The organism is Roseovarius sp. EC-HK134 (assembly GCF_902498815.1).
Lineage (GTDB): Bacteria > Pseudomonadota > Alphaproteobacteria > Rhodobacterales > Rhodobacteraceae > Roseovarius > Roseovarius mucosus_A.
This window is the reverse complement of record NZ_LR701544.1, coordinates 2767637-2793841: the sequence shown is the minus strand read 5'-3', so window position 1 is coordinate 2793841 and position 26205 is coordinate 2767637. Positions and strand designations below refer to the sequence as shown.

General features: G+C 61.4%; 20 protein-coding genes. 12 read left to right on the top strand and 8 right to left on the bottom strand.

The window, feature by feature from the left end; all coding sequences use genetic code 11:
- Window positions 1-244: 244 nt before the first annotated feature.
- Both prpE and GC127_RS17390 read right to left on the bottom strand, forming a co-directional pair.
- On the bottom strand, window positions 245-2134 hold the full coding sequence (gene prpE, locus GC127_RS17395) for a propionate-CoA ligase PrpE (RefSeq protein WP_151979123.1): 1890 nt from the start codon (window positions 2132-2134) through the stop codon (window positions 245-247).
- Window positions 2135-2348: 214 nt separating this feature from the next.
- A complete protein-coding gene (locus tag GC127_RS17390; protein ID WP_151979122.1) occupies window positions 2349-4628 on the bottom strand; it encodes an NADP-dependent malic enzyme in 2280 nt (759 codons plus the stop codon).
- Between the two features lie 203 nt (window positions 4629-4831).
- Between GC127_RS17390 and upp the strand changes: the two genes are divergently transcribed.
- Together upp and GC127_RS17380 are read left to right on the top strand one after the other, a co-directional pair.
- Entirely contained in the window at window positions 4832-5464 is a 633-nt protein-coding gene (gene upp / locus GC127_RS17385; RefSeq protein ID WP_008282044.1) for a uracil phosphoribosyltransferase, read from the top strand.
- 82 nt (window positions 5465-5546) lie between these two features.
- Window positions 5547-7052, top strand: a complete 1506-nt coding sequence (locus GC127_RS17380) for an SPOR domain-containing protein (protein WP_151979121.1) — start codon at window positions 5547-5549, stop codon at window positions 7050-7052.
- Window positions 7053-7067: 15 nt separating this feature from the next.
- On the opposite strand, the gene GC127_RS17375 is transcribed toward GC127_RS17380, so the two are convergent.
- The 4 genes from GC127_RS17375 to GC127_RS17360 all read right to left on the bottom strand — a co-directional run bounded on the left by GC127_RS17375 (window position 7068) and on the right by GC127_RS17360 (window position 11342).
- Window positions 7068-8066 carry a type I glyceraldehyde-3-phosphate dehydrogenase gene (locus tag GC127_RS17375; protein WP_151979120.1) on the bottom strand — a complete coding sequence of 333 codons (999 nt, stop codon included), beginning with the start codon at window positions 8064-8066 and terminating at the stop codon, window positions 7068-7070.
- A gap of 107 nt (window positions 8067-8173) precedes the next feature.
- A complete protein-coding gene (locus GC127_RS17370) occupies window positions 8174-8836 on the bottom strand; it encodes a Hint domain-containing protein (protein ID WP_254700155.1) in 663 nt (220 codons plus the stop codon).
- A gap of 210 nt (window positions 8837-9046) precedes the next feature.
- Complete coding sequence (locus tag GC127_RS17365) at window positions 9047-9688, bottom strand: sulfotransferase family 2 domain-containing protein (protein WP_151979118.1); 642 nt, start codon at window positions 9686-9688, stop codon at window positions 9047-9049.
- A gap of 52 nt (window positions 9689-9740) precedes the next feature.
- On the bottom strand, window positions 9741-11342 hold the full coding sequence (locus GC127_RS17360) for a choice-of-anchor L domain-containing protein (protein ID WP_151979117.1): 1602 nt from the start codon (window positions 11340-11342) through the stop codon (window positions 9741-9743).
- A gap of 178 nt (window positions 11343-11520) precedes the next feature.
- Here GC127_RS17360 and htpX point away from each other — a divergent pair, with 178 nt between their 5' ends.
- Entirely contained in the window at window positions 11521-12381 is an 861-nt protein-coding gene (gene htpX / locus GC127_RS17355) for a zinc metalloprotease HtpX (RefSeq protein WP_151979116.1), read from the top strand.
- Between the two features lie 471 nt (window positions 12382-12852).
- Window positions 12853-13251: a hypothetical protein gene (locus GC127_RS17350; RefSeq protein ID WP_151979115.1), complete on the top strand. Its 399-nt coding sequence runs from the start codon at window positions 12853-12855 to the stop codon at window positions 13249-13251.
- A 142-nt stretch (window positions 13252-13393) separates the two neighbouring features.
- Here the strand turns inward: GC127_RS17350 and GC127_RS17345 are convergent, their stop codons facing one another.
- Complete coding sequence (locus GC127_RS17345; protein ID WP_081508344.1) at window positions 13394-13879, bottom strand: YHS domain-containing (seleno)protein; 486 nt, start codon at window positions 13877-13879, stop codon at window positions 13394-13396.
- A gap of 148 nt (window positions 13880-14027) precedes the next feature.
- On the opposite strand from GC127_RS17345, the gene GC127_RS17340 reads away from it, so the two are divergent.
- The 8 genes from GC127_RS17340 (at window position 14028) to GC127_RS17305 (ending at window position 21854) form a co-directional block, all read left to right on the top strand.
- Entirely contained in the window at window positions 14028-14510 is a 483-nt protein-coding gene (locus tag GC127_RS17340; RefSeq protein ID WP_008282034.1) for a thioesterase family protein, read from the top strand.
- Window positions 14511-14518: 8 nt separating this feature from the next.
- On the top strand, window positions 14519-15439 hold the full coding sequence (locus GC127_RS17335) for a branched-chain amino acid ABC transporter permease (RefSeq protein ID WP_081508342.1): 921 nt from the start codon (window positions 14519-14521) through the stop codon (window positions 15437-15439).
- On the top strand, window positions 15436-16419 hold the full coding sequence (locus GC127_RS17330) for a branched-chain amino acid ABC transporter permease (RefSeq protein ID WP_008282032.1): 984 nt from the start codon (window positions 15436-15438) through the stop codon (window positions 16417-16419). Before GC127_RS17335 ends, GC127_RS17330 begins: the two co-directional genes overlap by 4 nt.
- Window positions 16412-17176: an ABC transporter ATP-binding protein gene (locus GC127_RS17325; RefSeq protein WP_008282031.1), complete on the top strand. Its 765-nt coding sequence runs from the start codon at window positions 16412-16414 to the stop codon at window positions 17174-17176. The genes GC127_RS17330 and GC127_RS17325 overlap by 8 nt, the downstream gene beginning before the upstream one ends.
- A complete protein-coding gene (locus GC127_RS17320; RefSeq protein ID WP_151979114.1) occupies window positions 17173-17862 on the top strand; it encodes an ABC transporter ATP-binding protein in 690 nt (229 codons plus the stop codon). Before GC127_RS17325 ends, GC127_RS17320 begins: the two co-directional genes overlap by 4 nt.
- Window positions 17863-18008: 146 nt before the next feature.
- Window positions 18009-18968, top strand: coding sequence for an ABC transporter permease (locus tag GC127_RS17315; protein WP_008282029.1), 960 nt, complete (start codon window positions 18009-18011; stop codon window positions 18966-18968).
- Window positions 18965-19816 (top strand): ABC transporter permease, encoded by an 852-nt coding sequence (locus GC127_RS17310; protein ID WP_081508338.1) that lies wholly within the window; start codon window positions 18965-18967, stop codon window positions 19814-19816. The genes GC127_RS17315 and GC127_RS17310 overlap by 4 nt, the downstream gene beginning before the upstream one ends.
- A gap of 1 nt (window position 19817) precedes the next feature.
- On the top strand, window positions 19818-21854 hold the full coding sequence (locus tag GC127_RS17305) for an ABC transporter ATP-binding protein (RefSeq protein WP_151979113.1): 2037 nt from the start codon (window positions 19818-19820) through the stop codon (window positions 21852-21854).
- A 96-nt stretch (window positions 21855-21950) separates the two neighbouring features.
- Here the strand turns inward: GC127_RS17305 and rpoC are convergent, their stop codons facing one another.
- Window positions 21951-26198, bottom strand: coding sequence for a DNA-directed RNA polymerase subunit beta' (gene rpoC, locus GC127_RS17300; protein WP_008282026.1), 4248 nt, complete (start codon window positions 26196-26198; stop codon window positions 21951-21953).
- Between the last annotated feature and the right edge of the window lie 7 nt (window positions 26199-26205).

Here is a 26205-nt window from a genome sequence, read left to right as displayed (position 1 = left end):
CTGCCATACAGTAAGGGTATCTCGCGTGTAGGGGTGTCCCAAGCCCTTTTCTTATCGCAAACCCTTACCCTTTTGTGCGGGATACACCGGTCAAGTGCCACCCGGACTTCATGACGGGAACTTATCGGCCGGTCTCGCTGTCTGGCCTGACGTTTGTGAGTGCGTCGCGCCAGACAGCATTTCTTCCAGATGTCCCTTCTGGGGGACGAGGGTTCCGGCTTCCTCCGGAACCCTCTTTTTTTGATTATTTCGCCAAACCAAGGCTTTGCAGGGCGCTCTTGATCTCGTCCAGAATGGCGGGATCGTCGATGGTTGCAGGCATTTTATACGACTGACTGTCCGCGATCTTGACCATGATCGCCCGCAGGATCTTGCCCGAACGTGTCTTGGGAAGCCGGTCCACCACCACTGCCAGCTTGAACGCGGCGACCGGGCCAATCTGGTCACGCACCAGCTTGACACATTCTTTCACGATCTCCTCATGCGCGCGGTTAACGCCCTTGGTCAGACACAGAAAGCCGACTGGCGTTTGCCCCTTCAACTCATCTGCCGCGCCGATCACTGCACATTCGGCCACATCGGGATGGCTGGCCAGCACCTCTTCCATCGCGCCAGTGCTCAGACGGTGGCCCGCCACGTTGATCACATCATCCGTGCGCGCCATGATCCACAGATAGCCGTCCTCGTCCTTCATCCCGGCATCGCCGGTCTCGTAATAGCCGGGAAAGGTGTTGAGATAGGATTTGCGAAAGCGCTCTTCAGCATTCCACAGCGTTGGCAGGGTGCCCGGCGGCAGCGGCAGTTTGACCGCAATCGCGCCCAAGGTGCCCGGCGCCACCTCATGCCCGCCCTCGTCGAGAATCCGCACGTCATAGCCCGGCATCGCCACCGTCGGCGACCCGATCTTGACCGGCAGCGCCTCACAGCCGGCCGGATTGCCCGCAATCGCCCAGCCGGTTTCGGTCTGCCACCAATGGTCATAGACCGGCACCTGCATCACCCGCTGCGCCCATTCGATCGTATCCGGATCGGCCCGCTCTCCTGCCAGGTAAAGCGCGCGCAGATGCGACATGTCGTAATTCTTGATCAGCTCGCCTTTGGGATCATCCCGCTTGATCGCCCGCAGCGCCGTGGGCGCGGTAAAGAAACTGCGCACTTTGTGTTCGGACATCACCCGCCAGAACGTGCCCGCATCGGGTGTGCCCACCGGCTTGCCCTCGAACACAATCGTTGTGTTGCCATGGATCAGAGGCCCATAGCAGATATAGCTGTGCCCCACGACCCAGCCCACATCGGACGCGGCCCAGAACGCCTCGCCGGGGTTCACGTTATAAATGTTCTTCATCGACCAGTTGAGCGCCACCAAATGCCCTGCCGTGGCACGGATCACGCCCTTGGGTGCGCCGGTGGTTCCCGATGTATAAAGGATATAGGCCGGATGATCGCCCGACACTGGCACACAGTCTGCAGGCTCCACCCCATATTGAAACGCATGCCAATCGTAATCGCGCCCCTCGATCAGCTTGGCGACCTCTTCTTCGCGCTGAAAGATCACGCAAAACTCGGGCTTGTGACTGGATTGCTCAATCGCACCATCCAAAAGCGGCTTGTAATGCACCACCCGCCCCGGCTCGATCCCGCAAGAGGCGGCGATAATCGCCTTGGGCTGGCAATCGTCGATCCGCACCGCCAATTCATGCGCGGCAAACCCGCCAAACACCACCGAATGCACGGCACCCAGCCGCGCGCAGGCCAGCATCGCCTCCAATGCCTCGGGCACCATCGGCATGTAGATGATGACGCGGTCGCCTTTTTCCACGCCTCGGGCCCGCAACGCCCCCGCCAGCCGCGCCACGCGGCTGCGCAATTGCGAATAGTTGATCTTTTGCTTGATGCCTGTCACAGGGCTGTCATGGATGATCGCGGTCTGCGCGCCCCGCCCCGCCGCCACATGCCGGTCAACCGCATTCCAGCAGGTGTTGACCTCTGCATCCTTGTACCATTCATAGAGCGGCGCGTTGGCCTCAAACAGCGCCTTGCTGGGCTTCTTCACCCAATCAATCGCCTCTGCCGCCTCCATCCAAAAGCCTTCGGGATCTGCAAGCGACCGCTCGTAAACCTCAGTGTATCCCATGGTATCCTCCTCCGGTCCGTTGAATATGTGTTACGGATCACCCTGCCTTGGGGCAAGCATCATGCAGGGGCACGGGACAGATGGCCGCAGAAATTTTGCAGAAATGATCAAAGCCGCCCTGCAAATTTTTGCAAAGCGGCTTTTTTTGTTCATCTCACCGGAAATTGCCAGCGACTTTGCAAACCTGCAAAGAATTCGCCTGCAAACCCTGATTCTACCCGTAATGCGCCACCGGCGTTCCTGCGATCGCCGCCATGTTGAGCAGCCCCCGCGCGGTGATCGACGGCGTGACGATATGAGCCCGGTTGCCCATCCCCATGAGGATCGGCCCCACTTCAAGACCGCCCGCTTTCATCTTGAGGATATTACGCACCCCCGACGCCGCATCAGCATAGGCAAAGACCAGCACATTCGCCGCGCCCTGCATCCGGTTGCCTGGCAACAGCCGCTCGCGCAATTCGGGGTCAAGGGCGGCATCAATCGTCATCTCACCCTCATAGGTGAAATCCCGCGGCGCCTGATCCAAGAGCGCAATCGCCTGCCGCAACCTTTCCGCACCTTCATCCGGCTGGTTGCCGAATTGCGACTGCGAACAAAACGCCACCTTGGGCGCAATGCCGAACCGCCGCACATGCCGCGCCGCGCCAATCGCGGTCTCAGCCAATTGCGCCGCATTCGGCGTCACGCGCACATGGGTGTCTGCAATAAAGAGCGGCCCGTCTTCGAGGATCATCATGCTCAATGCGCCATGCGGACGGCGGCTGACGTCTTCCAGAACATTGGTCACATATTTCATATGCCAGCGGAACTCGCCAAAGGTGCCGCAGATCAGGCTATCGGCCTCATTGCGATAGACCATCACCGCGCCAATCGCGGTGGTATTGGTGCGCATAATTGCCCGCGCCAGATCAGGCGTGACCCCTTTGCGCGCCATGACCCCGTGATAGGTCTCCCAATAGTCGCGATAGCGCGGGTCATCCTGCGGGTTCACGATATTGAAATCCCGCTCTGGCCGGATCGACAGCCCGGCCCGCTCACACCGCCGCGCGATCACTTCGGGACGTCCGATCAGGATCGGCTGCTCTGTCGTTTCCTCCAGAATGGCCTGCGCCGCGCGCAAAACCCGCTCATCCTCACCCTCGGCAAAGACGATGCGCCGCGAAGCGGTAGAGGCCGCCTGAAACACCGGCCGCATCAGCAGCGCCGATTTGAACTTGCTGGCATCCAGACCCGCCTTATAGGCCTCCAGATCCGCCATCGGCCGCGTCGCCACGCCGCTCTCCATCGCCGCCCGCGCCACAGCGGTCGACACAACCCCGGACAGGCGAGGATCAAACGGCTTGGGGATCAGGTAATCCGCGCCGAATGTCATCTGCTCGCCATGATAGGCCGCCGCCGCCTCCGCACTGGTCGAGGCGCGTGCCAATTCTGCAATGCCTTGAACACACGCCACCTGCATCGCATCATTGATCTCGGTTGCGCCCACGTCCAGCGCGCCCCGGAAAATGAACGGGAAACACAGCACGTTATTGACCTGATTTGGGAAATCCGAGCGCCCGGTCGCAATAATCGCATCCGGCACCGCCTCACGCGCCAAATCTGGCATGATTTCGGGGTTTGGGTTGGCCAGAGCAAAGACAATAGGCCGCTTGCCCATCTTCTTTACCATCTCCGGCGTCATGATATTCGCGCCCGATAGCCCAAGGAACAGGTCCGCGCCCGCGATCACATCGTCAAGGCTGCGCAAATCCGTCGCCTGCGCAAAGGCCGCCTTTTCCGGGTTCATGTCTGCCTCACGGCCCACATGCACCAGCCCGTGAATATCGCACAGCCAGATATTCTCGCGCTTCACGCCCAGCTTGACCAGCATGTTGAGACAGGCAATGCCCGCCGCCCCACCACCGGTCGAGACCACTTTGATTTCCTCAAAAGTCTTGCCCGCAACGTGCAGCGCATTGGTGGCCGCCGCGCCCACCACGATTGCCGTGCCATGCTGATCGTCATGGAATACCGGAATATTCATCCGCTCACGGCAAATTCGTTCAACGATGAAACAATCCGGTGCCTTGATATCTTCAAGGTTGATCGCCCCAAAGGTCGGCTCCAACGCACAGACAATCGCCGCCAGCTTTTCCGGGTCGCTCTCGTTCACTTCGATGTCGAAACAGTCGATATTGGCGAACTTCTTGAAAAGGACCGCCTTGCCCTCCATCACGGGCTTAGAGGCCAGCGCGCCGATATTGCCAAGGCCCAGAACCGCCGAGCCATTGGTAACGACCGCCACCAGATTGCCCCGCGTGGTGTATTTCGAGGCATTGGCCGGATCGGCCTTGATCTCCAGACAGGCCTCTGCCACGCCAGGGCTATAGGCGCGCGACAGATCGCGTCCATTGGCCATGGGCTTGGTCGCGCGGATCTCCAGCTTCCCGGGCCGGGGCTGCGCGTGATAATCGAGCGCCGCCTGACGGGTGGCTTCCTTTTGGCTGTCGGTCATGGTCCTCATCTCCCTGCGGGCAATATAGTTTAATATTAAACTACCGCTACGGCATGCTCATACCATGCCCCCGCGATTTTTCAAGCCCGAGCTTGCACCGCCGCGCCGCGCCGCGCAATGCCGATTGCATGCCTGCATCGCAGCGTTGCCCTTGGCGGCGTTTTCTGGAATGACGGATTACACCGCAGCGCAAGAGGCCCGTCATGTTTCCGAATCTCACCATCGTCGATCACCCGCTCGTTCAGCACAAACTGACCCTGATGCGGCAAAAGGAAACCTCCACAGCCGTCTTCCGCCAGCTCCTGCGCGAAATCAGCCAGTTGCTCGCCTATGAGGTCACGCGCGAATTGCCAATGACCACCCGCGCCATCGACACGCCGCTTATGGAAATGGACGCGCCAGTCTTGGCCGGGCGCAAATTGGCGCTCATCTCGATTCTGCGCGCGGGCAACGGCCTGCTCGACGGCATGTTGGAACTGATCCCCTCGGCGCGCGTGGGTTTTGTCGGGCTCTACCGGGACGAGGCAACGCTGCAACCCGTGAAATACTACTTCAAGGTGCCTGAACAACTTGGCGAGCGCCTCTCGATTGTGGTCGATCCGATGCTGGCCACCGGCAATTCCTCTGCGGCGGCTGTCTCTATGCTCAAGGATGCAGGGGCCCGTGACATCCGTTTTCTCTGTCTGCTCGCCGCCCCCGAAGGCGTCGCGCGCATGCAAGAGGCGCATCCTGATGTGCCCGTCGTCACAGCCGCGCTCGACAAGCGCTTGAATGACAAGGGTTATATCCTTCCGGGACTAGGGGATGCGGGTGACCGCATGTTCGGCACTAAATAAGCCAATCACTGTTTACTAAACGGCAAAAATAAGGCAACCTGCACCCAATTGATGTTGGGGGCGTATTGATGTTGGGGGCGTAATGAGATTTTCATCACTTGCCATTCTGGCCTCGACAGTGCTGCTGCTTGGCACGGTCGACCTTTCCGCGCAGTCTCTTCGCGGCTCTTCGGAGCCGGCGGAGTTTCCACCCTCCAGCTTTCAGGGTCGGCAATATGTCGACAGTGCCGGCTGTGTGTTCGTGCGCGCGGGCGTTGCGGGAAATGTAACTTGGGTGCCACGCATGACACGTGGCCGCGACCATCTCTGTGGCTTCCAGCCCAGTCTTGCGCCCAGCGTTCAGGCCGCCGCCCCTGCCCCGGCGCAACCCGTGGCCCAGGCCGCCCCACGCACGCAGCCAGCCGCCCCAGCGCCACGCGTCGCCACGGCACCAGCCCCAGCGCCACGCGTCGCCACCGCACCAGCGCCAGCGCCGCGCACGGCCACGGCACCGGCCCCCGCACCTCGCGTCGCCACGGCACCCACCCCCGCACCGCGCGTCGTCCGGCAACCGGCCCCCGTCGCTGCGGTCCAACCTCAACGCCGCACCGCCTCTGCCCAAGCGCCGCTCAGTGCACTTCGGCCCGAGGCTGATCCGCGCCCCTTGGCCCTTCGCCCAGTGACAGCCCGCGCCGCGGCACCGGCAACCGCGCCCAAAACCACACCAATTGCCAAAACCTCTGGCAAGGCCGTGCGCCTGACCCAGCCTGACCCGGCACAAAGCGCTTGCGCGAACCTAACTGCGGTCTCGGCGGCCTATACTGTGCAGCATAATGGCTCGCCGGTGCGCTGCGGCCCGCAAAGATCACCGCATGTGACTTATGCCAGCGGCAGCAACACGGGCCGCACACTTGCCCCACGCCCCGGCACCCCGGCCACCCCTGAAACCGTGCCCGCCTATACCCGCGTCGCCCCGGCGCGTGTCTATGCCAGCCAAAAGACCAGCCTCACCGGTATCTCGGTTCCCCCCGGCATGCAGCCGGTGTGGGAGGATGACCGCCTCAACCCCTACCGCGCGCACCAAACCTTTGAAGGGCGCGAACAGATGTTGGTGATGTGGACCAACACCGTGCCGCAGCGCCTTATCGACCGGCGCACGGGTGCTGATGTGATTCACCAATTCCCCGGCCTGCAACCGCCCTACACCAGCTTCGAGGCGCAGCGCGCCGCCGGTGTCACCGTCGCAACCCAAGGGCGGCACGTGCCCGCCCCGATGACGACCCGGCAACTGGCGCAACTGCGCACCGAGTCTGCGCAAGCAGCCCCGCGCACCACAGTCTCGACCCGCTCAGCGCCTGCGACGACCGCCCAGACTGCGCCCAGCCATCGCTACGCTCAGGCCGGTCTCTTTGCCGATGCGGCGCAGGCTCAGGCCGCCGCACAGCGCATCGCGTCCGCAGGGCTTCCAGCACGGCGTGGCACTGTGACACGCGACGGACGCGCCCTGACCCTCGTGCTGGCTGGTCCTTTTGCCACACAATCGCAGCTCGACGCCGGGGCTGATCGCCTGCGTGCGATGGGCTTTGCCAATGTAAGCTTGCGCAAATAAAATCCGGGCGGCGGCCTATCCCCGCCGCCCGATCAACCTCGCCATATCCAGCATACGGCAGGAAAATCCCCATTCGTTGTCATACCAGCCAAAGACGCGCAGCAATCCGCCCACCGATACAGAGGTTTGCGGCCCTGCTACGATCAGGCTCTCGGGACGCGCGCGCAGATCCGACGACACCAGCGGTGCCTCGGTCCAGCCCAGCCATATATGACGCTCCGCCGCCTCTTGCAAAAGCGTGTTGACCCCCGCGACCGTCACATCGGCCTGCAATTGCACCACCAGATCAATACAGGACACGCTCGCGACCGGCACCCGGATCGCCCGAGCCTCGATCCGCCCCTTTAGCCCCGGCAGAACCAGCCCGGTCTGATGCTGGGCGCTTGTCGTCGTGGGCACCATCGACAGGGCGGCGGCACGGCTGCGCTCGGGCGCATCGCGGGGCTTGTCCACCGTAGGCTGGCTGCCGGTATAACAATGCACCGTCGTCATTTGCCCGCTGACAATGCCATAGGCCTCATCCAAGAGCCGCGCCAAAGGTGCCAGGGCATTCGTGGTGCACGAAGCGTTGGAGATGATCCGATGCGACCCAAGATCGCCCTCATTGGCCCCGATCACAAGCGTCGCATCCACCTCTGCCGATGGGCCCGAAACCAGCACGGCCCGCGCCCCGGCTACCAGCCCCCGCTCGGCCACGGCGCGCGTGCCGCCCATGCCGGTACACTCCAGCACCAGATCAACCCCACTCAAATCGAGCGTGCTCAGATCACGTGCCGCATGAAACGGGATTTCCTGCCCATCCACGATCAGCACACCGGGACGGGTGGTTACGACACCGGGCCAGGGGCCAAAGACGCTGTCATATTGAAACAGATAGGCACAGGTCTCTAGCGGCTCGATATCGTTGATGCACACCAGTTCAAACGCAGCCCCCTCGCGCATCAAGATCCGCAGGATTGTGCGACCGATCCGGCCAAACCCGTTGATGGCAATGCGAATGGGGTCCTCTGACATGGCATCCTCCGAGCAGACAGGTCAATACGTCTGACATTGCTGCGCGCCGTCTGGAAACACCAGCCCCGAAACACAATTTGATCAAATTCAGCGTATCGGCCTGCCGGTCAGACAGAAACCCTAGGGCCGGGCGGCGTCACCCCATCCTGCAGGGTCGTAGACGTCTCCAGCCGCGCCATTGCCAGAACCAAACCCCGCGCCTCGGCCAGCGGCAGCACGTGATACCGTGGCCCTGCACGCTCTTGCGCGTAATCCAGCAGGTTGCACGACGCCGGGCAAAGCGCCATCAACCCGTTTTCGGCAAAGATCACCTGTTCGTTCTCAAAATGCAGCACGACCACCTCTGCGCCCTGAGCGGGCGGCACCCGCGTGACCCCCGGCACCGCCTCAAGCGCCACACCGGGCAAGAGTGCAAAGGGATCCCCCCAGAGCGTTTCAGCAAGATCGCTTTCAAGCATCAGCACCTGATGTGGCATAACCCGCACCGGCGCGCGGTTTCCCAGCACCCCGCGCCCCACATCCAGCGGCCAAAACCGCGAAGGGCAAGCGCCTTCACCCGTCCAGACCGGAATCCGCGTAACGCCACAGAGCGGTTGCACGCCCGCATCAAAGGTCACAACCCGGTCACCCGCACAGAGCGCCTGAACCGGACGCCAGCCATGGCCCGTGGCCACCCGCGTCCCGCTCAAAAGCCCGCTTTGCACGCCCGCAGGCTCTTCGACCTGCGTCCGCGCCGCCCCGCGTTCACTGATGCCAAACCAACCCAGCATACCCGCGTCGATCCCTTTCCCGATACAACCCATCCTGTTTCGTCAACAGGCCAACACTCCGATAAGCTGACTAAGTCATGGTTAACATGACCCGTTTTTGCTCGGATTCCGGCAGGAATAAGGCACCGTTGCGGCCAAGTGGACAACACCGCCAAAGCCGTGCGATTGGCACAAACACCCCATGCAATCTTAACAAACGATCAAGGACGGTCAGAACTGATACCCGAATCGCGCGATGTCTTCGGCGGCACAATCCGCTACGATCTGCGCTGTGCGGCTATCGTAATAGTCCTTATACGGCCCCCGCTCCGACGTATTGAACGGTGCCACCGTCACCGCGAATCCCAGATGCGCCCAGAGCGGGGCGGCATCGGTCTCCAAATGCTCTAGCCGGATGAAAAGACGGCAATATTCGCGCCCATCCGCCGCCGTCACATAATGCCGCGCCGGGGTCGCGCGCAGCGCGGCCTGTGTCTCTGGCGCGGCCAGAAACGCAGGAAACGGCAGGTCCTTGGCCAGATGCACCGCCGAGTGATCAAACTCTTGGCCCCGCAGCCAGTGATAATAGCTTACCATCCGGTCCCAAGGGTTGCGCACCAACGTAAAGACAAAGGCCGCGCTCAGCGTCTCTTGGCTTACCAGCCCGTCGATATCGGCCAAGGTCGAATGTTTCCAAAGCCGCCCGCGCGCCTCAACCCCCTTCAACCGCGCCCGCCTGCGCCGGGCCTTGGGCGTGTCACCGATCAGGATGTCCTCGGCCTGCGCCCGCCCCTCCAGCGCCAACGCCATCGCGGTGCCGCCAGTCTTGGGGATATGCACAAAGATAAACTTGCGTCCGGGCGAAATAATCATGCCGCTACCCTAGCTGCTGCGCCGCGACGTGAAAGCCCTTTTCGCGCGCGCCTCAACGCATTGCGTCAACCAACACCTGCGCCTCATGCGCCCGCAACCCAGAGCGCGCGCTTGGTCCATAGCCTGCCCCACCCTCGGCAAATATCACCGGAAAAAGACGCCGCAATTCGGCCTCGGTCGCGGCATCGAAACTGCCATGCGTCACCGGCCCGGGATGATAGCTCTCACTCCAGAGCCCGTTTCCCCGCACGATTTCGTGCTGGTCAAACAGCAGATGCACATACACCACCGGCGCGCCATCAACCCGCCGCGTGATAGAACACTCATTGATCAGCGCCGCCGCCTTGACCAAAACCTGATGCGTGCCAAACAGCAATTCCGCATGTGGCGACGCCAACAGGATGCGGTGATTGGGCGACAACTCCAACGCATCATGCCGCCCCAGCGCATTGGCCGCAAGCGCCACCGGCGCATCCGCGCCCTCTGCCCGTCGCAGGCTTCGCCCGATCCAGCGCACAGCTTGGGGGCCGTGATCCAACGTCAGCACCAGATCGCCCGGCTTTAATGTCTCGATCGCGACTGCGCCCTCGGGCGTGTCAATCTGCGTGCCTTCGGTAAAACAGGGGGCCACCGTATTGATCGTAATGAACCCGACATCGGTGTTGCCGAACGTGTCTGCCACTGTATAGGACAGCATGTTCGACGCGCCCACCTCCTCTCCCGACGACACAAGAACAAAGCCCGTCGCCGTGATCTGAAGCGTCTCCCCGGTGCTGAGGATGACCGTATCGCCGGCAACCACCGGCTGACCATTGACCTCGGTGATCGTCAGCGTGCCGCCCGCCGCATTCGAATCATTCGCCAAAAGATCCGTTTCAACTTGCGAAAACCGCGTCACGTCGATGATATCGTCGCCCGCAATAAGCGATGTCTGGATCGAGTTCCCGGCAATCAACAGGTTGCTGTCCAGCGCCCCATCGCCACCATCGGCAATACCGATCTTGATCGTGTTCACCTCGCCCGGCACCACCGGTGCCTTGAGGGTCAGCGTTACCGTGAACCCGTCCATCTCGGTGTTGTAGGTATCTGCGGACGAGGAATTGTCCATGTAGAGGTTAGAGTTACTTATATTGTTGATGTTGTTGATGGTGATGTCGCCTGTGCCCACCGTCAACTCGGCCTGCACCCCGTTGACCCAGACCCCGACCGAGTCGTTGAATCCGGTGTTGACCCATTCAAGATATTCCTCGGACGAGAACACGATCTGCATGGTCAGCGTGCTGCCTTCGGGGATGAACTCCGCCTCGAAAATCGCCGCGTCAAAGGTCTCCTGCCCCGAGATCGTCGATAGATCGGCATCCCCCGCCAAGCCATGATCGGTCGAGCTGTCCAGCAAAAGGTTCGGATCCCCCAGCAAATTAAGCAGGCTGACCTCGTTGGTCACCGACGTGGCCGTGCCCGTGGATAGGATCACGCCCGTATCCGACGGTGTCAGTTCCGGCGAAACCGCGTCGCCATTGCTGTAAATCCCCGAGGCGCTGGCGGCCCCTGTATAGCTGGCCGAGACAATCGTGATGCCGTGACCGAACACGGCTTCGGCCATGTCCATCGCACTGGCAGAGGTATCAATCGGCAGTTCTGCGGCTGTGGCCATCTCATATCTCCGTCGGACTCAACGGAAAGCCTGCCGCGTAAACCCCAAGGACCGTTTAATGCCAGAGCACCCTCATGCCCCGATTACCTTGGATTTTAACGAACCCAGCCTCCCGCGAGAGGCTTGCAAGCGCCGTGCCAACCGCCATATTTGGCGCAGAAACAAAAGGGGGAACCCGATGGGCTATCTGGGCACAGGCATTTTGATGGCGGCGATGACCGCGCTCTTTCTGGGCATCGGCGCGCTTTTGGGCGGCATGGGCGGCGCGCTCTTTGCGCTGATCGTGGCCCTCGCCATGAACGCCTTCAGCTGGTGGAATTCAGACCGGATGGTGCTGCGCATGCACAATGCCCGCCCCGCCTCTGGCCCCGAAGGCGCGGCGCTCACCCAAATGGTGCATGACATGGCCGATGCCGCCGGCATGCCGCGCCCGGCGGTCTATATCCTCGACAACGATCAGCCCAACGCCTTTGCCACCGGGCGCAACCCGGCCAATGCCGCTGTCGCCGCCACCACCGGCCTCTTGCGCCATCTCAGCCGCGAGGAAATCGCCGCCGTCATGGCGCATGAGCTGGCCCATATCCGCAACCACGACACTACGATCATGACCGTGACGGCCACCTTTGCCGGGGCCATTTCGATGTTGGCCAATTTCGCGATGTTCTTCGGCGGCAACCGCAACAACGGCATGGGCCTCATTGGCACGCTGGCGCTGATGATCCTCGCCCCCCTTGCGGCGGGCCTTGTGCAGATGGCGATCAGCCGTAGCCGCGAATACGAGGCCGACCGCATCGGGGCCGAAATCTGCGGCAACCCACTCTGGCTCGCATCGGCGCTCGAGAAAATCTCAGGCCTCGCCGCCCGCATCGACAATGACGCCGCCGAGCGCAACCCGGCCACAGCGCATATGTTCATCATCAACCCGCTGCACGCCCATGCCCATGACAAACTCTTCTCCACCCACCCCAACCCCGCCAACCGCATCCGCGCCCTGCGCGAGATGGCAGGAGAGCGCGCCCAAAGAGGACCTTGGGCGTGAGGGGGAACCCCGGAGTCTTAATCCCAAGACCGCAGTTACGATAGCGGCCACACGCCCCAAATCCCAATGCGCGGAATCAAGGTGCCGCAGGCACCGCCGCGCAGCGCCCGTCCGCCCCCTCGGGCGGGCGCTTTTGCGACCTCACGCCAAACTGATACTGCGGACAGATTTGGCAGGCATAAACTGCCAGCCGATGAGGTTGAAGCGCCCACCCGGCGGACAGGCCCCGCGCGACAGCACTTTGTGTCCGCTCATCGACGATACGAGTGCCAAGCGCGAGGCTGCCACGGCGCATCGGATCACGATAGCAATGCTGAACTACGCACCAAGGCCACCAATGCGCAGGAAGCGGAGTTTGCAAAATTTGGGCAGTTTCCTGACACCAAACCTTCAAGCTGAGGGCTGCAAATTCCGGGTGAGAGCCCATTGTGTCGCTTGTTTTAGAACTCAAACACGATAAAAAAATTCATTATGGATTTCCCCCCTTGGCTGCCTAAATCTGATTATTCAAAACGAGGCATGCTTCTTGAGCTAGCGCGATGCATTTTTGAGATGCATTACAGGGAAGAAATTCATGCCGTTAGAGGCCCCATCAGAACCTTCGACAACATGTGTAATGGTGATCTGGAAAGGGCAGCTTCGGTTTTGCAAATGTCAGGATTTATTCAATACATAGACGACATTGGTCGGCGAAGCGTATTTCTTTGTGAACCCTACGAATTTGAAGGGGTCGCAGACTCAAAGATGGCTAACGAAATTGATGCCGAAATAGTAAGAGAAGCTGTGATTAGGCTTGCTAATGGCAATGTTCGGTCGAGTTTGGGGATCCAGAAACTTGCTAAAGAAGCAACAAACGAACCTAGATCATGAAGGTCTGAAAACGCCCGCATTGCGTGAGTTCGCGATCTGCGCAGCGAAGGTCGACTGTCGCAAATTCGCATCAAAAGCCGTGTCCACTCCGGGCCGGAACCCGTCACACACGGATAAAACCCAAGGCTCCACTAACCCCCCTTCACCCCTCCCCCTTCAACACCTCCGGCCACCGTGCATCCCCCCGCGCGATGAACCCCGGCACATCCGCTTGCCATTTCGCGGCAATGTCATCGTTGTAATTGAGGTAGAGCTTGCCCTCCACAATCGCCCAATTCTCTGGCTGGGTGGAAAAGAGCTGGCCCTTCTCCGCCACCGCCCAGGCGCAGAACCCGCCATATTGCGGCGCGTAGCGGGCGGGGTCAGCGGCAAAGGCATCGCGGTTCTCGGCACTGGCGAAATGCCATGTCGCCCCGTTCCAGTCGAAACTATGCGCAGGCAATCCCGCCACCGGGCGGCCTTCGGTGAAATACCCCACCGGATCAGTGCCGCCCAGCGCCACGCCCTCTGTGGCAAATACCGGCACCGCGGCCAGTTCCTCTAACCCGGCCCGTCCCCAGACAAAATAGCCCAGCGCACCGGCCCCAACCAGAACCGCCCCCGCCAAAATCCTGCGCCGTGTGATCATCCTACCCATCCCGTGCTAAGCCATCCTGCGCCATAGCTAAGCACGCCGCCCTGAATTCCAAATCACGAAATCGCCAGTGCCCCCTTGCCATTGCCATTCCCGCCGCAAATCCCCTAAAAGACTGGCAAACCAACCGCCCGGAGGCCCGATGCCAGACGCCCTGCCCTTCCTCTCCGCGTTCCACCCGGTCGAAGAGGGCTGGATCGACTATAACGGCCATATGAACATGGGCTATTACACTGTGCTCTTTGACCGCTGCGCCGATGAGGCGTTCGAAGAGATGGGCTTTGGCCCCGACTACCGCGCCACCCGCAACCTCACCACCTTCAGCGCTGAATTCCACATCCGCTACCTGCGCGAGGTGAAATTGGGCGATCAGCTGCGCAGCAGCTTTTATCTGCTCGACCACGACGGCAAACGCTTTCACTTCTTTCAGCAACTCTATCACAGCGACGGCTGGATCGCCGCCACCGGCGAGGGGCTGACGCTGCATGTAGACCTGAACGGCCCGCGCGTCGTGCCCATGCCCGAGGATGTCGCCGCCCGCGTGGCCGCCATGGCAAAGGCGCATGCCGCCCTGCCCCGCCCCGATGGCATCGGCCGTCGTATCGGCCTCAAACCCAAAGGCTGACACAGGCAATGTCCGCCGTCCTGCTCATCGAACAGGCCCTCAACGGGCTGCAATTCGGGGTGATGTTGTTCCTCATGGCCGCCGGGCTTACGCTCATTTTCGGCGTGATGGGGCTGATCAATCTCGCCCATGGCTCGCTCTATATGATCGGGGCCTTTGCCGCCGCTTGGGTGGCGGGGCTGACCGGCTCGTTCCTCTTGGCCCTCGCCGCCAGCCTCGCCGCCGCCGCGGTGGCGGGCGTGCTCATTGAGCTGCTCGTCATCCGCCGCCTCTACGACCGCGACCACCTTGATCAGGTCTTGGCCACCTTTGCGCTAATCCTCATCCTGTCCGAAGGCACCCGCTGGGTCTTTGGCTCTTTTCCGCTCTATCTCGATACGCCCGACTGGCTGTCGGGCACGCTGCGCCTGCCGTTTGGCATCGACTATTCACGCTACCGCCTTGCGATGATCGGCGCAGGGCTGGTGATCGCCGCCGCCCTCTTTGCCATGATCTCGAAAACCCGCCTCGGCATCCGCATCCGCGCAGGCGAAAATGACCGCGAGATGATCGCGGCCTTGGGCGTCAATATCTCGGCGCTCTATACGCTGGTCTTTGCCCTCGGTGCAGCGCTTGCGGGCCTTGCCGGCGCACTCATCGGCGCCATTCAATCGGTGCAGGTGGGTATGGGCGAGCCGGTGCTGATCCTTGCTTTCGTGGTCATCGTGATCGGCGGCATCGGCTCGATCAAGGGGGCCTTTATCGGCGCGCTTTTGGTCGGCCTCACCGATACCTTGGGCCGCGCCCTCCTGCCTTCAGCTTTCGCCACCTTCCTGGAGCCAGCAGCGGCCAATTCGGTCGGCGCATCGCTGGCCTCTATGGCGATCTACATCCTCATGGCGGGCGTGCTGATCTTTCGGCCCCGTGGCCTTTTCGGGGCCGCGACATGAGCCGTGAAACCCTGCTCAACGCCGCCCTCATGGCCATACTTCTGCTCTTCCCCCTCTACGCTTGGGCCACGGACGAGCCGTTTCTCATCACCCTCACCACCCGCGCCGTGATCCTCGCCATCGCCGGTGTCGGCCTCAACATCGCGCTCGGCTTTGGTGGCCTGGTGAGCTTTGGCCACGCGCTCTTTTTCGGGCTTGGCGGCTATGCCATGGGCATTCTGGCCTATCACGCCCAGACCTACACCAGCGTCACCGACTGGCCCCTGACGATTCCCGGCACCAAATCCATGCCGGTGATCTGGATCATCGCCACACTCACCTCGGCCCTCGCCGCCCTCGCCGTCGGCGCGCTTTCGTTGCGCACCACGGGCGTCTATTTCATCATGATCACCCTCGCTTTTTCGCAGATGTTCTATTATTTCGCGATCTCCTGGCCCGCCTATGGCGGTGAAGACGGTCTCTCGATCTATGTCCGCAACGGCTTTCCGGGCCTCAACACCATGGACCCGATCCAGTTCTTTGCGCTCTGCTATGGCCTGCTGGCGTTGATCCTTTTCTTCACCGCCCGCCTTGCCCGCTCTCCTTTCGGCCTCATGCTGGGGGCCGCGCGGCAGAACGAGGCGCGCGTCGCCGCCATCGGCCAACGCCCCTACCGCCTCTATCTCATCGCCTTCACGCTCTCAGGCGCGATCACCGGGCTTGCAGGCGCGCTTTTTGCCGATCTCAATCGCTTCGTCAGCCCGGTGATGTTCTCCTGGCAGACCTCGGGCGAGATCATGGTGTTTGTGATCTTGGGCGGGGTGGGCCGCGTCTTTGGCCCGGTCGCAGGGGCGGCACTTTTTATCCTGCTCGAACACAGCTTGGGCGGGCTCAGCGACTATTGGCACATCTACTTGGGCGCGATCCTGCTTGGCACCGTGCTTTTCGCACGCGGCGGGCTCTTTGGGCTACTTGCCGGACGGGGGCAGCCGCATGACTGATCCCATTCTCGCTATATCTGGCCTCAGCAAAAGCTTTGGCGCGCTCACCGCCAGCCGCGACATCACACTCGATCTCAAACCGGGCGAAATACACGCCCTGATCGGCCCCAACGGTGCGGGCAAATCCACCTTGATTGCCCAAATCGCAGGCGCGCTGCGCCCCGACGCAGGCCGCATTCTCTTTGCCGGGCAGGATGTGACCGCCCTCGATACAGCAGCGCGCGCGCGGCTTGGCATGGCCCGCACGTTTCAGATTTCGGCCCTGCCGATGGAATATACCGTGCTGCAAAACGCCATTCTGGGCGCGCTTGGCCAACGTGGCGATGTCGTGCGCTTCCTGCGCCCCGTGTTGCGCGATGCCGATCTGCGCACCCGCGCCGAAGCGGCCCTGGATACCGTGGGCTTGTCAGACGCCCGCAACACCCGCTGCGCCGAGCTGTCGCACGGCCAACGCCGCCAGTTGGAGGTGGCCATTGCCCTTACGCTCCGCCCCCGCGCCTTTCTCATGGATGAACCCATGGCCGGTCTTGGTGCCGATGGCACCCGCGCCCTGACCACGCTTCTGGATGGCCTGCGCGCCGAGGCCCCGATCCTGCTGGTCGAGCATGATATGGACGCGGTCTTTGCTCTCGCAGACCGGATCAGCGTGCTGGTCTATGGCCAGATCATCGCCACCGGCACCGTCGACGAGATCCGGCGCGACCCCGAGGTGCGCAGCGCCTATTTGGGTGACGACATGGACGAGGCTACGGCATGACACTCCTCTCCCTCAGCCAGATCACCGCCTCATACGGCGCAAGTCAGGCGCTCTTTGATGTTAACCTCTCAGTCAGCGAAGGCGAGGTGGTGGCCCTTATGGGCCGCAACGGCATGGGCAAATCCACCACGGTCAAGGTGATCTGCCGCCTCCTGCGCCAGAGTGGCGGCACCGCCACCTTTGCCGGGCGAGACCTCAGCGGCATGCCCGCGCACCGCGCCGCCCGCGCGGGCATCGGCCTTGTCCCCGAGGGGCGGCGCTGCTTCGCCAGCCTTACGGTGCGCGAGAACCTGATCGCAGCCGCCCGCCCCGGCCCTTGGGACATGGCCGCCGTCACCCGGCTCTTTCCGCGTTTAGCTGAACGGCAGGATCAGATCGCCGCGTCCCTCTCGGGCGGCGAACAACAGATGCTGGCAATCGGACGCGCGCTGATGACCAACCCCCGTCTTTTGATCCTCGACGAGGCGACCGAAGGATTGGCCCCCGTTGTGCGTCAGGAAATCTGGGCAGCGCTCGCCCGCCTCAAATCCGAAACCGGCATGGCGCTTTTGGTGATCGACAAATCCATCCGCGAACTCGCCCGCGTCGCCGATAGCGCCGTGATCCTTGAAAAGGGGCGCTCCGTCTGGACCGGAACCTTTCGCGCGCTCACCCCAGAGATCACCGATACCTATCTTGGTGTCTAGAATATCGCCGGACCTTACAAAACTCGCCCCGATTTGTAAGCTCTGTAAGGTTTCCCCTCAAGAATTTCTCGACGGCTGCGTCACGACTGGTCTAGTCTGCCAGCAGGCGGGGGTTGGGGACCTTTGCCGCATTGGGGACAGAATAGATGTTTTCTCTGATTTTTAAGCGGTTGGCGCTTGGGCTGGTTACCATTTGGCTGGTCTCTGTGCTCATTTTCCTTGGGGTCGAGGCCCTGCCCGGGGATGCCTGCACCGCCGTTCTCGAACGCGATGCCCATGGCGAGGCCTTGGAAAAATGTCGTGAAGTCATGGGCTTAAACGCGCCTGCGCTCAGCCGCTATCTCTCGTGGGCGGCCTCTGCGGTACAGGGCGAATTTGGGGTTTCCGCCAATGGACAAGAACGCATTAGCGACCTGGTAGGCTACCGCCTTCGCAATTCCCTGATGCTCGCCGCTGGAGCGCTAAGTGTTGGAATTCCCTTGTCAATTTTTCTTGGTGCTGTGGCTGGACTGCGGCGCGACACATGGCTCGACATCCTCTTTTCAACTGGTGCGATCCTCGCGATGACGATCCCCGAATTCGTCGCCGCCACGATTTTGATCCTAGTCTTCGCGATCTGGCTTGGCTGGGTTCCGGCTATCGTCCTCACGCCGGCCGATGCCCAACCTCTTGAATTTTTTCCGGAATTCATCCTCGCAGCGGTGGTTTTGACCATGCTCATGGTGGCCCATATCATGCGCATGGTGCGCTCTTCGGTGATCGACGTGATGGCCAGCGACTATGTGCAAATGGCCACACTCAAAGGCGTTCCCTACTGGCAAATCGTTTTTCGCCATGCGCTGCCCAACGCCCTCTTGCCCGCGATCAACATCATCGCGCTCACTGTGGCATGGCTTTTGGGCGGGGTGGTTGTGGTCGAAGTTGTCTTTAATTATCCGGGGCTTGGTCGATTGCTGATTGATGCGATTTCGGGTCGTGACCTGCCTGTGGTGCAGGCCATCACCCTCATTGTCGCCGCGACCTATGTGGCGATCAACCTTATCGCCGACATCCTCAGCCTCGCGCTCAACCCGCGCCTGCGCAGCCACCATATGAGGCAAGGGTGATCCGGCTTTTGGAAATCCTGCGCGCCATGACGCACCGCCCATCCGGCGCCATCGGGCTTGGCATTGTTGTCTTTCATCTCTGTCTGGCAATCATCAGCCCTTGGATTGTTCCCTTTGATTACAAAGAGATGAACGCACTCCAAACGCTCGCCGGTCCCTCATCCGAACATTGGTTCGGCACCGATCATCTGGGCCGCGACGTATTCAGCCGAGTGCTCTTGGGCGGGCGCGAAGCACTGCTGGTCACCGGCATCGCCACCCCCATCGCCCTTCTCTGGGGCGGTCTCTTGGGCGTCTACCTCGGCCTGCGCGGTGGATGGGAGGACGAAATCACCCTGCGCCTCGTCGATGCCTTTCTCGCCCTGCCCGGCATCCTGCCTCTCTTGGTGCTCATCACCGTCTTTGGCAGCGGCGGCGAGGTCTTGTTGCCGACATTGGCATTTTTCTTTGGGATTCCAGTGATCCGCGTCGCCCGCGCCGCAGCCCATGAGGTGGTCGCCCGCGATTTCATCGCCGCCGCGCGCGCACGCGGACATCGCCCGATTGACATCGTGCGCCGCGAACTCTTGCCCAATGTGACCGATGTCCTGTTGGTCGAAGGCGCAATGCGCTGGTCTTGGATGCTCTTGGGCTTTTCAGCGCTGTCGTTTCTGGGCTTTGGCGTGGCTCCGCCCCGTCCCGATTGGGGGCTGATGGTCTCGGATGCGCGTGTATATATGTCATTGGCACCATGGGGGGTGATCGCCCCGGTTGTGGCCCTGTCCAGCCTGATCATCGGGATCAATCTAACGGCGGACGCGCTTGCCAAGACGCTTGGCCTTGATCAAAGCCGGGCAGCAGTGGTGTGACATGAGCCAGCCTCCCCTCCTCGATATCCGGCGGCTTTGCATTGGCTTTCGTGGGCGTTCAGGTCAGGTCTTGCCTGTGCTTCACGAGGTCGACCTGACCGTGTGTCGCGGAGAAACCCTTGGGATCGTTGGCGAAAGCGGCTCTGGCAAGAGTACGCTGGCGCTGGCCGCGATGGGCTATCTCAAGCACGGTCTGCAAAAGCTCTCGGGCGAGGTGATCTATGACGGGGCGGACATGTTCGCGCGTTCGGATCGGGAGCTCGCGAAAATCCGGGGGGGGCAATTGGGCCTCATTCCACAAAACTCGGGGCAATCGCTGACCCCGACATTGCGCATCGGTCGGCAAATTTTCGAGGCTCTGCGCCTGCATTGCAACCTGCCTAGGGCGGAACATCCCAAACGGGCCCGCGATCTTTTGGCCCAAGTACGCCTGCCCGATCCTGACGCCATCCTGCGGCGCTATCCGCATGAGCTTTCTGGCGGGCAACAACAGCGTGTGGCGATCGCCATGGCCCTCGCTGGCGAGCCAGACGCGCTTTTGCTGGACGAGCCAACCACCGGCCTCGATGTCACTACGCAGGCGCATATCCTTGACCTGTTGCGCGATCTGGCGCGCACGCGCAACATGGCGATGGTCTATGTCAGCCATGATCTGGGCGTCATCGCGCGGGTCTGCGACCGGGTGCAAGTGCTCTATGCCGGTGAAGCCGTGCTGACAGGACCAACCCGAGACCTGCTGCGCCGTCCCGCACATCCCTATGCACGCAGCCTTCTGGCTTCTATCCCCCGCCTCGGAGACCGCACCCTGCCGCGCGCGTTGGAGGGACGGCCGCCGGGGCCTGCAACGGCCCGCGTGGGCTGTGCTTTTGCCCCGCGCTGTGCCTTGGCAACCGAAACCTGTCAGACGGTGCGCCCCCCCTTGGTAGAAGGTGAAGCGGGGCAAATGACCCGGTGCCATTACCCCGATCAGGTTGCGGCGATGCCCCCGGCGCAGGCAGGGCAGGCACTGACATGTTGCACGGGGGACAGTCCCCTTGCCCTATCGCTCGACAGCGTCGCAATCCGCTATGGCCGTCCCGGTGTTTTCGCGCGGCTCACAGGGCAGCCATTACCGCCCGCGACCGTGGATGGGATCACGCTGAACCTTCGGCGCGGCGAGACTTTGGGATTGGTGGGTGAATCCGGCAGCGGCAAATCCACCATACTCAAATCCATCGCCGGTCTCTTGCCGCCTGCCAAGGGTCAGATCAGTCTTGGGGATGGCACGGCACTGCCCTCGATGGTCGAACACCGCCGCCCCGATCATTTGCGGCGCCTTCAGATGATTTTCCAGAACCCCGACGACAGCCTCAATCCGCGCCAGACGGTGCAGGACATTCTGGCACAGCCCCTCAGGCTTTATTTCGGGCTCAAGGATCGCGCCCTGCGCGACCGCGCCGCCGAATTGCTCGAAACGGTACGGCTTGGGGCACATTACCTTGACCGCCGACCGGGGCAGCTGTCGGGGGGCGAAAAACAGCGCGTGGCCGTAGCGCGCGCCTTTGCCGCCGAACCAGACGTCGTGCTCTGCGACGAGATCACCTCGGCGCTCGATGTCTCGGTGCAGGCGGCGGTTCTGGAATTGCTGAACGATCTCAAAGGCCTGCATGGCACGGCTTTTGTCTTTGTCAGCCATGACCTGACCGTGGTACGGGCCCTGTCTGACCGGGTTGCAGTGCTCTATCAGGGGCGGTTATGTGAAATCGGTCCGGTTGCAGCGGTCTATACCGCGCCTTCACACCCCTATACCGAGGCGTTGCTGGGTGCAGTGCTGGAACCGGACCCGGATCTTGCACCCCGGCTTCTGGCACAGGATACGGTGGAACTGTCGCCCCCCGCGCGCGGGTGTCCGTTCCAACGCCGCTGCCCGGTCAAGCGCGGTGAGATTTGCGAAACCGAAACGCCGCCCGCGCGCGACGCTGGCAATGAGCATCTCATCCACTGCCATATTCCGGTTGCCGAATTACGTGATTTTCAATCCCTGACCCAGAAATCTTGAACGGATTTCGACAGGTTTTCTTTATTTAAAAACCTCTCTTCCCAATGAAAAAGCCCGGTCAAAGGACCGGGCTTTTCCAAATTTCATCCGCAAATCTTACTGATCGCGGCTCTCCGGAGTTTCAACGAAATTGTCAAACTCGTCGCCACCAACCACATCATTGTCGATCACAGGTGCGGCCAGCGCCGCAGCCGCAGCCGCCTCTTCCTGACGCGCCTCGATCACGATGCTGTCGCGCGCTGTCGCAATGCGGCGCATCTCTTGGGTCGCACCCCCCGTGCCCGCCGGGATCAGGCGGCCCACGATGACGTTCTCCTTGAGACCGACCAGCTTGTCACGTTTGCCCTGAACAGAGGCTTCGGTGAGAACGCGGGTGGTTTCCTGGAAGGATGCCGCCGAGATGAACGACCGGGTTTGCAGCGATGCCTTGGTGATACCGAGAAGGATCGGTTCACCCATAGCCGGACGTCCGCCCTTGGCCTCAGCCTTGGCATTGGCCTCGTCAAACTCGACCTTGTCCACATGCTCGCCCTTGAGCAGCGTCGTGTCGCCCGAGTCCTGGATCTCCCATTTCTGGAGCATCTGACGCACGATGACCTCGATGTGCTTGTCGTTGATCTTCACGCCCTGCAGACGGTAAACCTCCTGCACCTCGTCGATCATGTAGTTGGCAAGCGCTTCGACGCCCATGATGGCAAGAATATCATGCGGCGCGGGATTGCCGTCCATGATGTAATCGCCCTTCTGGACATAGTCACCTTCCTGCACCGGGATGTGCTTACCCTTGGGCACCATGTATTCCACGGGCTCAAGGCTTTCGTCGGTGGGTTCGATCGTAACGCGACGCTTGTTCTTGTAGTCGCGGCCATAGCGAACATACCCGTCGATTTCCGCGATGATGGCGTGATCCTTGGGGCGACGTGCCTCAAAGAGTTCAGCCACACGCGGCAGACCACCGGTGATGTCCTTGGTCTTGCCACCTTCACGCGGAATACGCGCAATCACATCACCCGCTTGCACCTGCTGGCCTTCTTCGACCGACAGAATGGCATCCACGGACATCGGATAGGTCACAGGGTTGCCCGCGTCATTGCGCATGGGCTCACCATCTTCACCCACGATGAACACTTCGGGTTTCAGCTCGTTGCCGCGCGGTGCTGCCCGCCAATCGGTCACGATCTTTTGGGTCATGCCAGTGGCTTCGTCGGTCACGTCCCGCACAGAGACACCCGAGGTCAGGTCCACGAATTTCGCGGTGCCCGATTTCTCGGCGAGGATCGGCAGGGTGTAGGGATCCCACTCGAACAGTTTCTGACCGCGCGTAACCTTGGCCCCTTCTTTGACAAAGAGCTTGGTGCCGTAGCCGACCTTGTGGCTGGCAAGTTCAACACCCTTGTCGCCAATGATCCGGAGTTTCATGTTCCGGCCCATAACGAGGGTCTCGCCATTGGCGTTTTCCAGCGTCTGGGGTTGATCATAGGTGATCGTGCCCTCTTGGCTTGCCTCAAGGAAGGACTGTTGCCCCCCCTGCGCCACGCCGCCGATGTGGAAGGTCCGCATCGTGAGCTGTGTGCCGGGCTCGCCAATCGACTGCGCGGCGATGATGCCAACAGCCTCGCCGATGTTGACCATGGTGCCGCGCGCAAGGTCACGACCATAGCACATGGCACAGACGCCATCCTCGGCCTCACAGGTCAGCGGCGAACGCAGGCGCACAGTCTGGACAGCCGCTTCTTCCAGCGAATCCGCCATACGCTCGTCAATCAACTGGCCACGCGCGATCAAGACCGCATCGCTGATCGGATCAAAGATATCCTCAGCCGCAACCCGACCAAGGCAACGCTCTGCCAAGGAGGCCACAACTTCGCCGTCGTTTACCGCCGCTTCAACCGTAACCGCGCGCTCGGTCCCGCAGTCATGCTCGCGCACGATACAATCCTGCGCGACGTCCACCAGACGCCGGGTCAGATAGCCCGAGTTTGCGGTTTTCAGAGCCGTATCCGACAGACCCTTACGGGCACCGTGGGTTGAGTTGAAGTATTCAAGAACGGTCAGACCTTCCTTGAAGTTCGAGATGATCGGCGTCTCGATGATGTCGCCGTTCGGCTTGGCCATCAGGCCGCGCATACCGCCCAACTGCTTCATCTGAGTGACCGAGCCCCGCGCGCCCGAGTGCGCCATCATATAGACGCTGTTAGGTTCGCGGACAGCACCGTTCTCGTCCCGCAGTTCCGCCGAAATGGTGGACATCATGGCCTCGGTGACCTGATCGTTACACTTCGACCAGGCATCGACGACCTTGTTGTACTTCTCACCTTGGGTGATCAGGCCGTCCATATACTGCTGTTCAAAGCCTTTGACCTGGCTGCGGGTCTCTTCGACGATGCTCCATTTGTTGTCGGGAACGACCATGTCATCCTTGCCAAAGGAAATCCCCGCCTTGAACGCCTCGCGGAAGCCGAGGGTCATGATCTGATCGCAGAAAATGACGCTCTCTTTTTGGCCGCAATAGCGATAGACGGTGTCGATGACCTGCTGCACTTCTTTCTTGCGCAACAGACGGTTGACAAGGCTAAAGGGGGCCTTGGCATTTTGCGGCAGAAGTGCCCCAAGACGGGCCCGGCCCGGCGTGGTAACAACCCGAACCATGACCTCGTTGCCGTGCTCGTCAATCTGCGGCACGCGCACCGTCACCTTGGAATGCAGATGCACCTCGCCTGCGTCAAGCGCATGCTGCACCTCCCCCAAGGACGAGAAGACCATGCCTTCACCTTTCATCCCGTCGCGCTGCAGCGTGACGTAATAAAGGCCAAGGATCATATCCTGCGACGGAACGATGATCGGCGCGCCGTTGGCGGGCGAGAGCACGTTGTTCGTGGACATCATGAGCACCCGCGCCTCAAGCTGCGCCTCAAGGCTCAGCGGCACGTGCACGGCCATCTGGTCGCCGTCAAAGTCGGCGTTGAAGGCCGAACAGACCAGCGGGTGAAGCTGGATTGCCTTGCCTTCGATCAGCACCGGCTCAAACGCCTGAATGCCCAAACGGTGCAGGGTCGGTGCGCGGTTGAGCATGACGGGATGCTCGCGAATGACCTCATCCAGAATGTCCCAAACCTCGGGACGCTCTTTTTCGACCAGTTTCTTGGCCTGCTTGACAGTGCTGGACAGGCCCTTTGCCTCAAGCCGCGAGTAGATGAACGGCTTGAACAGCTCGAGTGCCATCTTCTTGGGCAGGCCGCACTGATGCAGTTTCAGCTCCGGACCGGTCACGATCACCGAACGACCCGAGAAGTCGACCCGCTTACCTAGAAGGTTCTGACGGAAGCGACCCTGCTTGCCCTTGAGCATGTCCGAGAGCGATTTCAGCGGGCGCTTGTTGGCCCCGGTGATGACGCGGCCGCGACGGCCATTGTCAAACAGCGCATCGACCGATTCCTGAAGCATCCGCTTTTCGTTGCGCACGATGATATCGGGCGCGCGCAGCTCGATAAGCCGCTTGAGGCGGTTGTTCCGGTTAATCACCCGGCGATAGAGATCGTTGAGGTCCGACGTGGCAAAACGGCCCCCGTCCAGCGGCACCAGCGGGCGCAGTTCTGGCGGAATGACCGGGATCACCGTCATCACCATCCATTCCGGACGGTTGCCGGATTCGATGAAGGACTCAACCACCTTGAGGCGCTTGATGATTTTCTTGGGCTTCAATTCGCCTGTGGCTTCCTTGAGGTCGGCGCGCAGTTGCTCGGCCTCGGCCTCGAGGTCGATATTCTGGAGCATCTCGCGGATCGCCTCGGCGCCGATATTGGCGGTAAAGGCGTCCATGCCGTATGCGTCTTGCGCATCCATGAACTCTTCTTCGGTCAGCATCTGGCCATAGGTCAGATCGGTCAGACCGGGCTCGATCACCACGTAGTTTTCGAAATAGAGCACCCGCTCTAAATCACGCAGCGTCATATCCAACATAAGACCGATGCGCGACGGCAGCGATTTCAGGAACCAGATATGGGCGCAGGGGGCGGCCAGCTCGATATGGCCCATACGCTCGCGACGAACCTTTTGCAGCGTGACTTCAACGCCGCATTTCTCGCAGACAACGCCGCGATATTTCATGCGCTTGTATTTGCCGCAAAGGCATTCGTAATCCTTGATCGGGCCAAAGATCCGCGCGCAGAAGAGACCGTCACGCTCGGGCTTGAACGTGCGGTAGTTGATGGTCTCGGGCTTTTTGATCTCGCCGTAAGACCAGCTCAGGATACGCTCCGGGCTGGCAAGGCTGACCTTGATTTCGTCGAACACCTTGGCAGGGGCCACCGGGTTGAACGGGTTGTTTGTCAGTTCCTGGTTCATTTTCAAA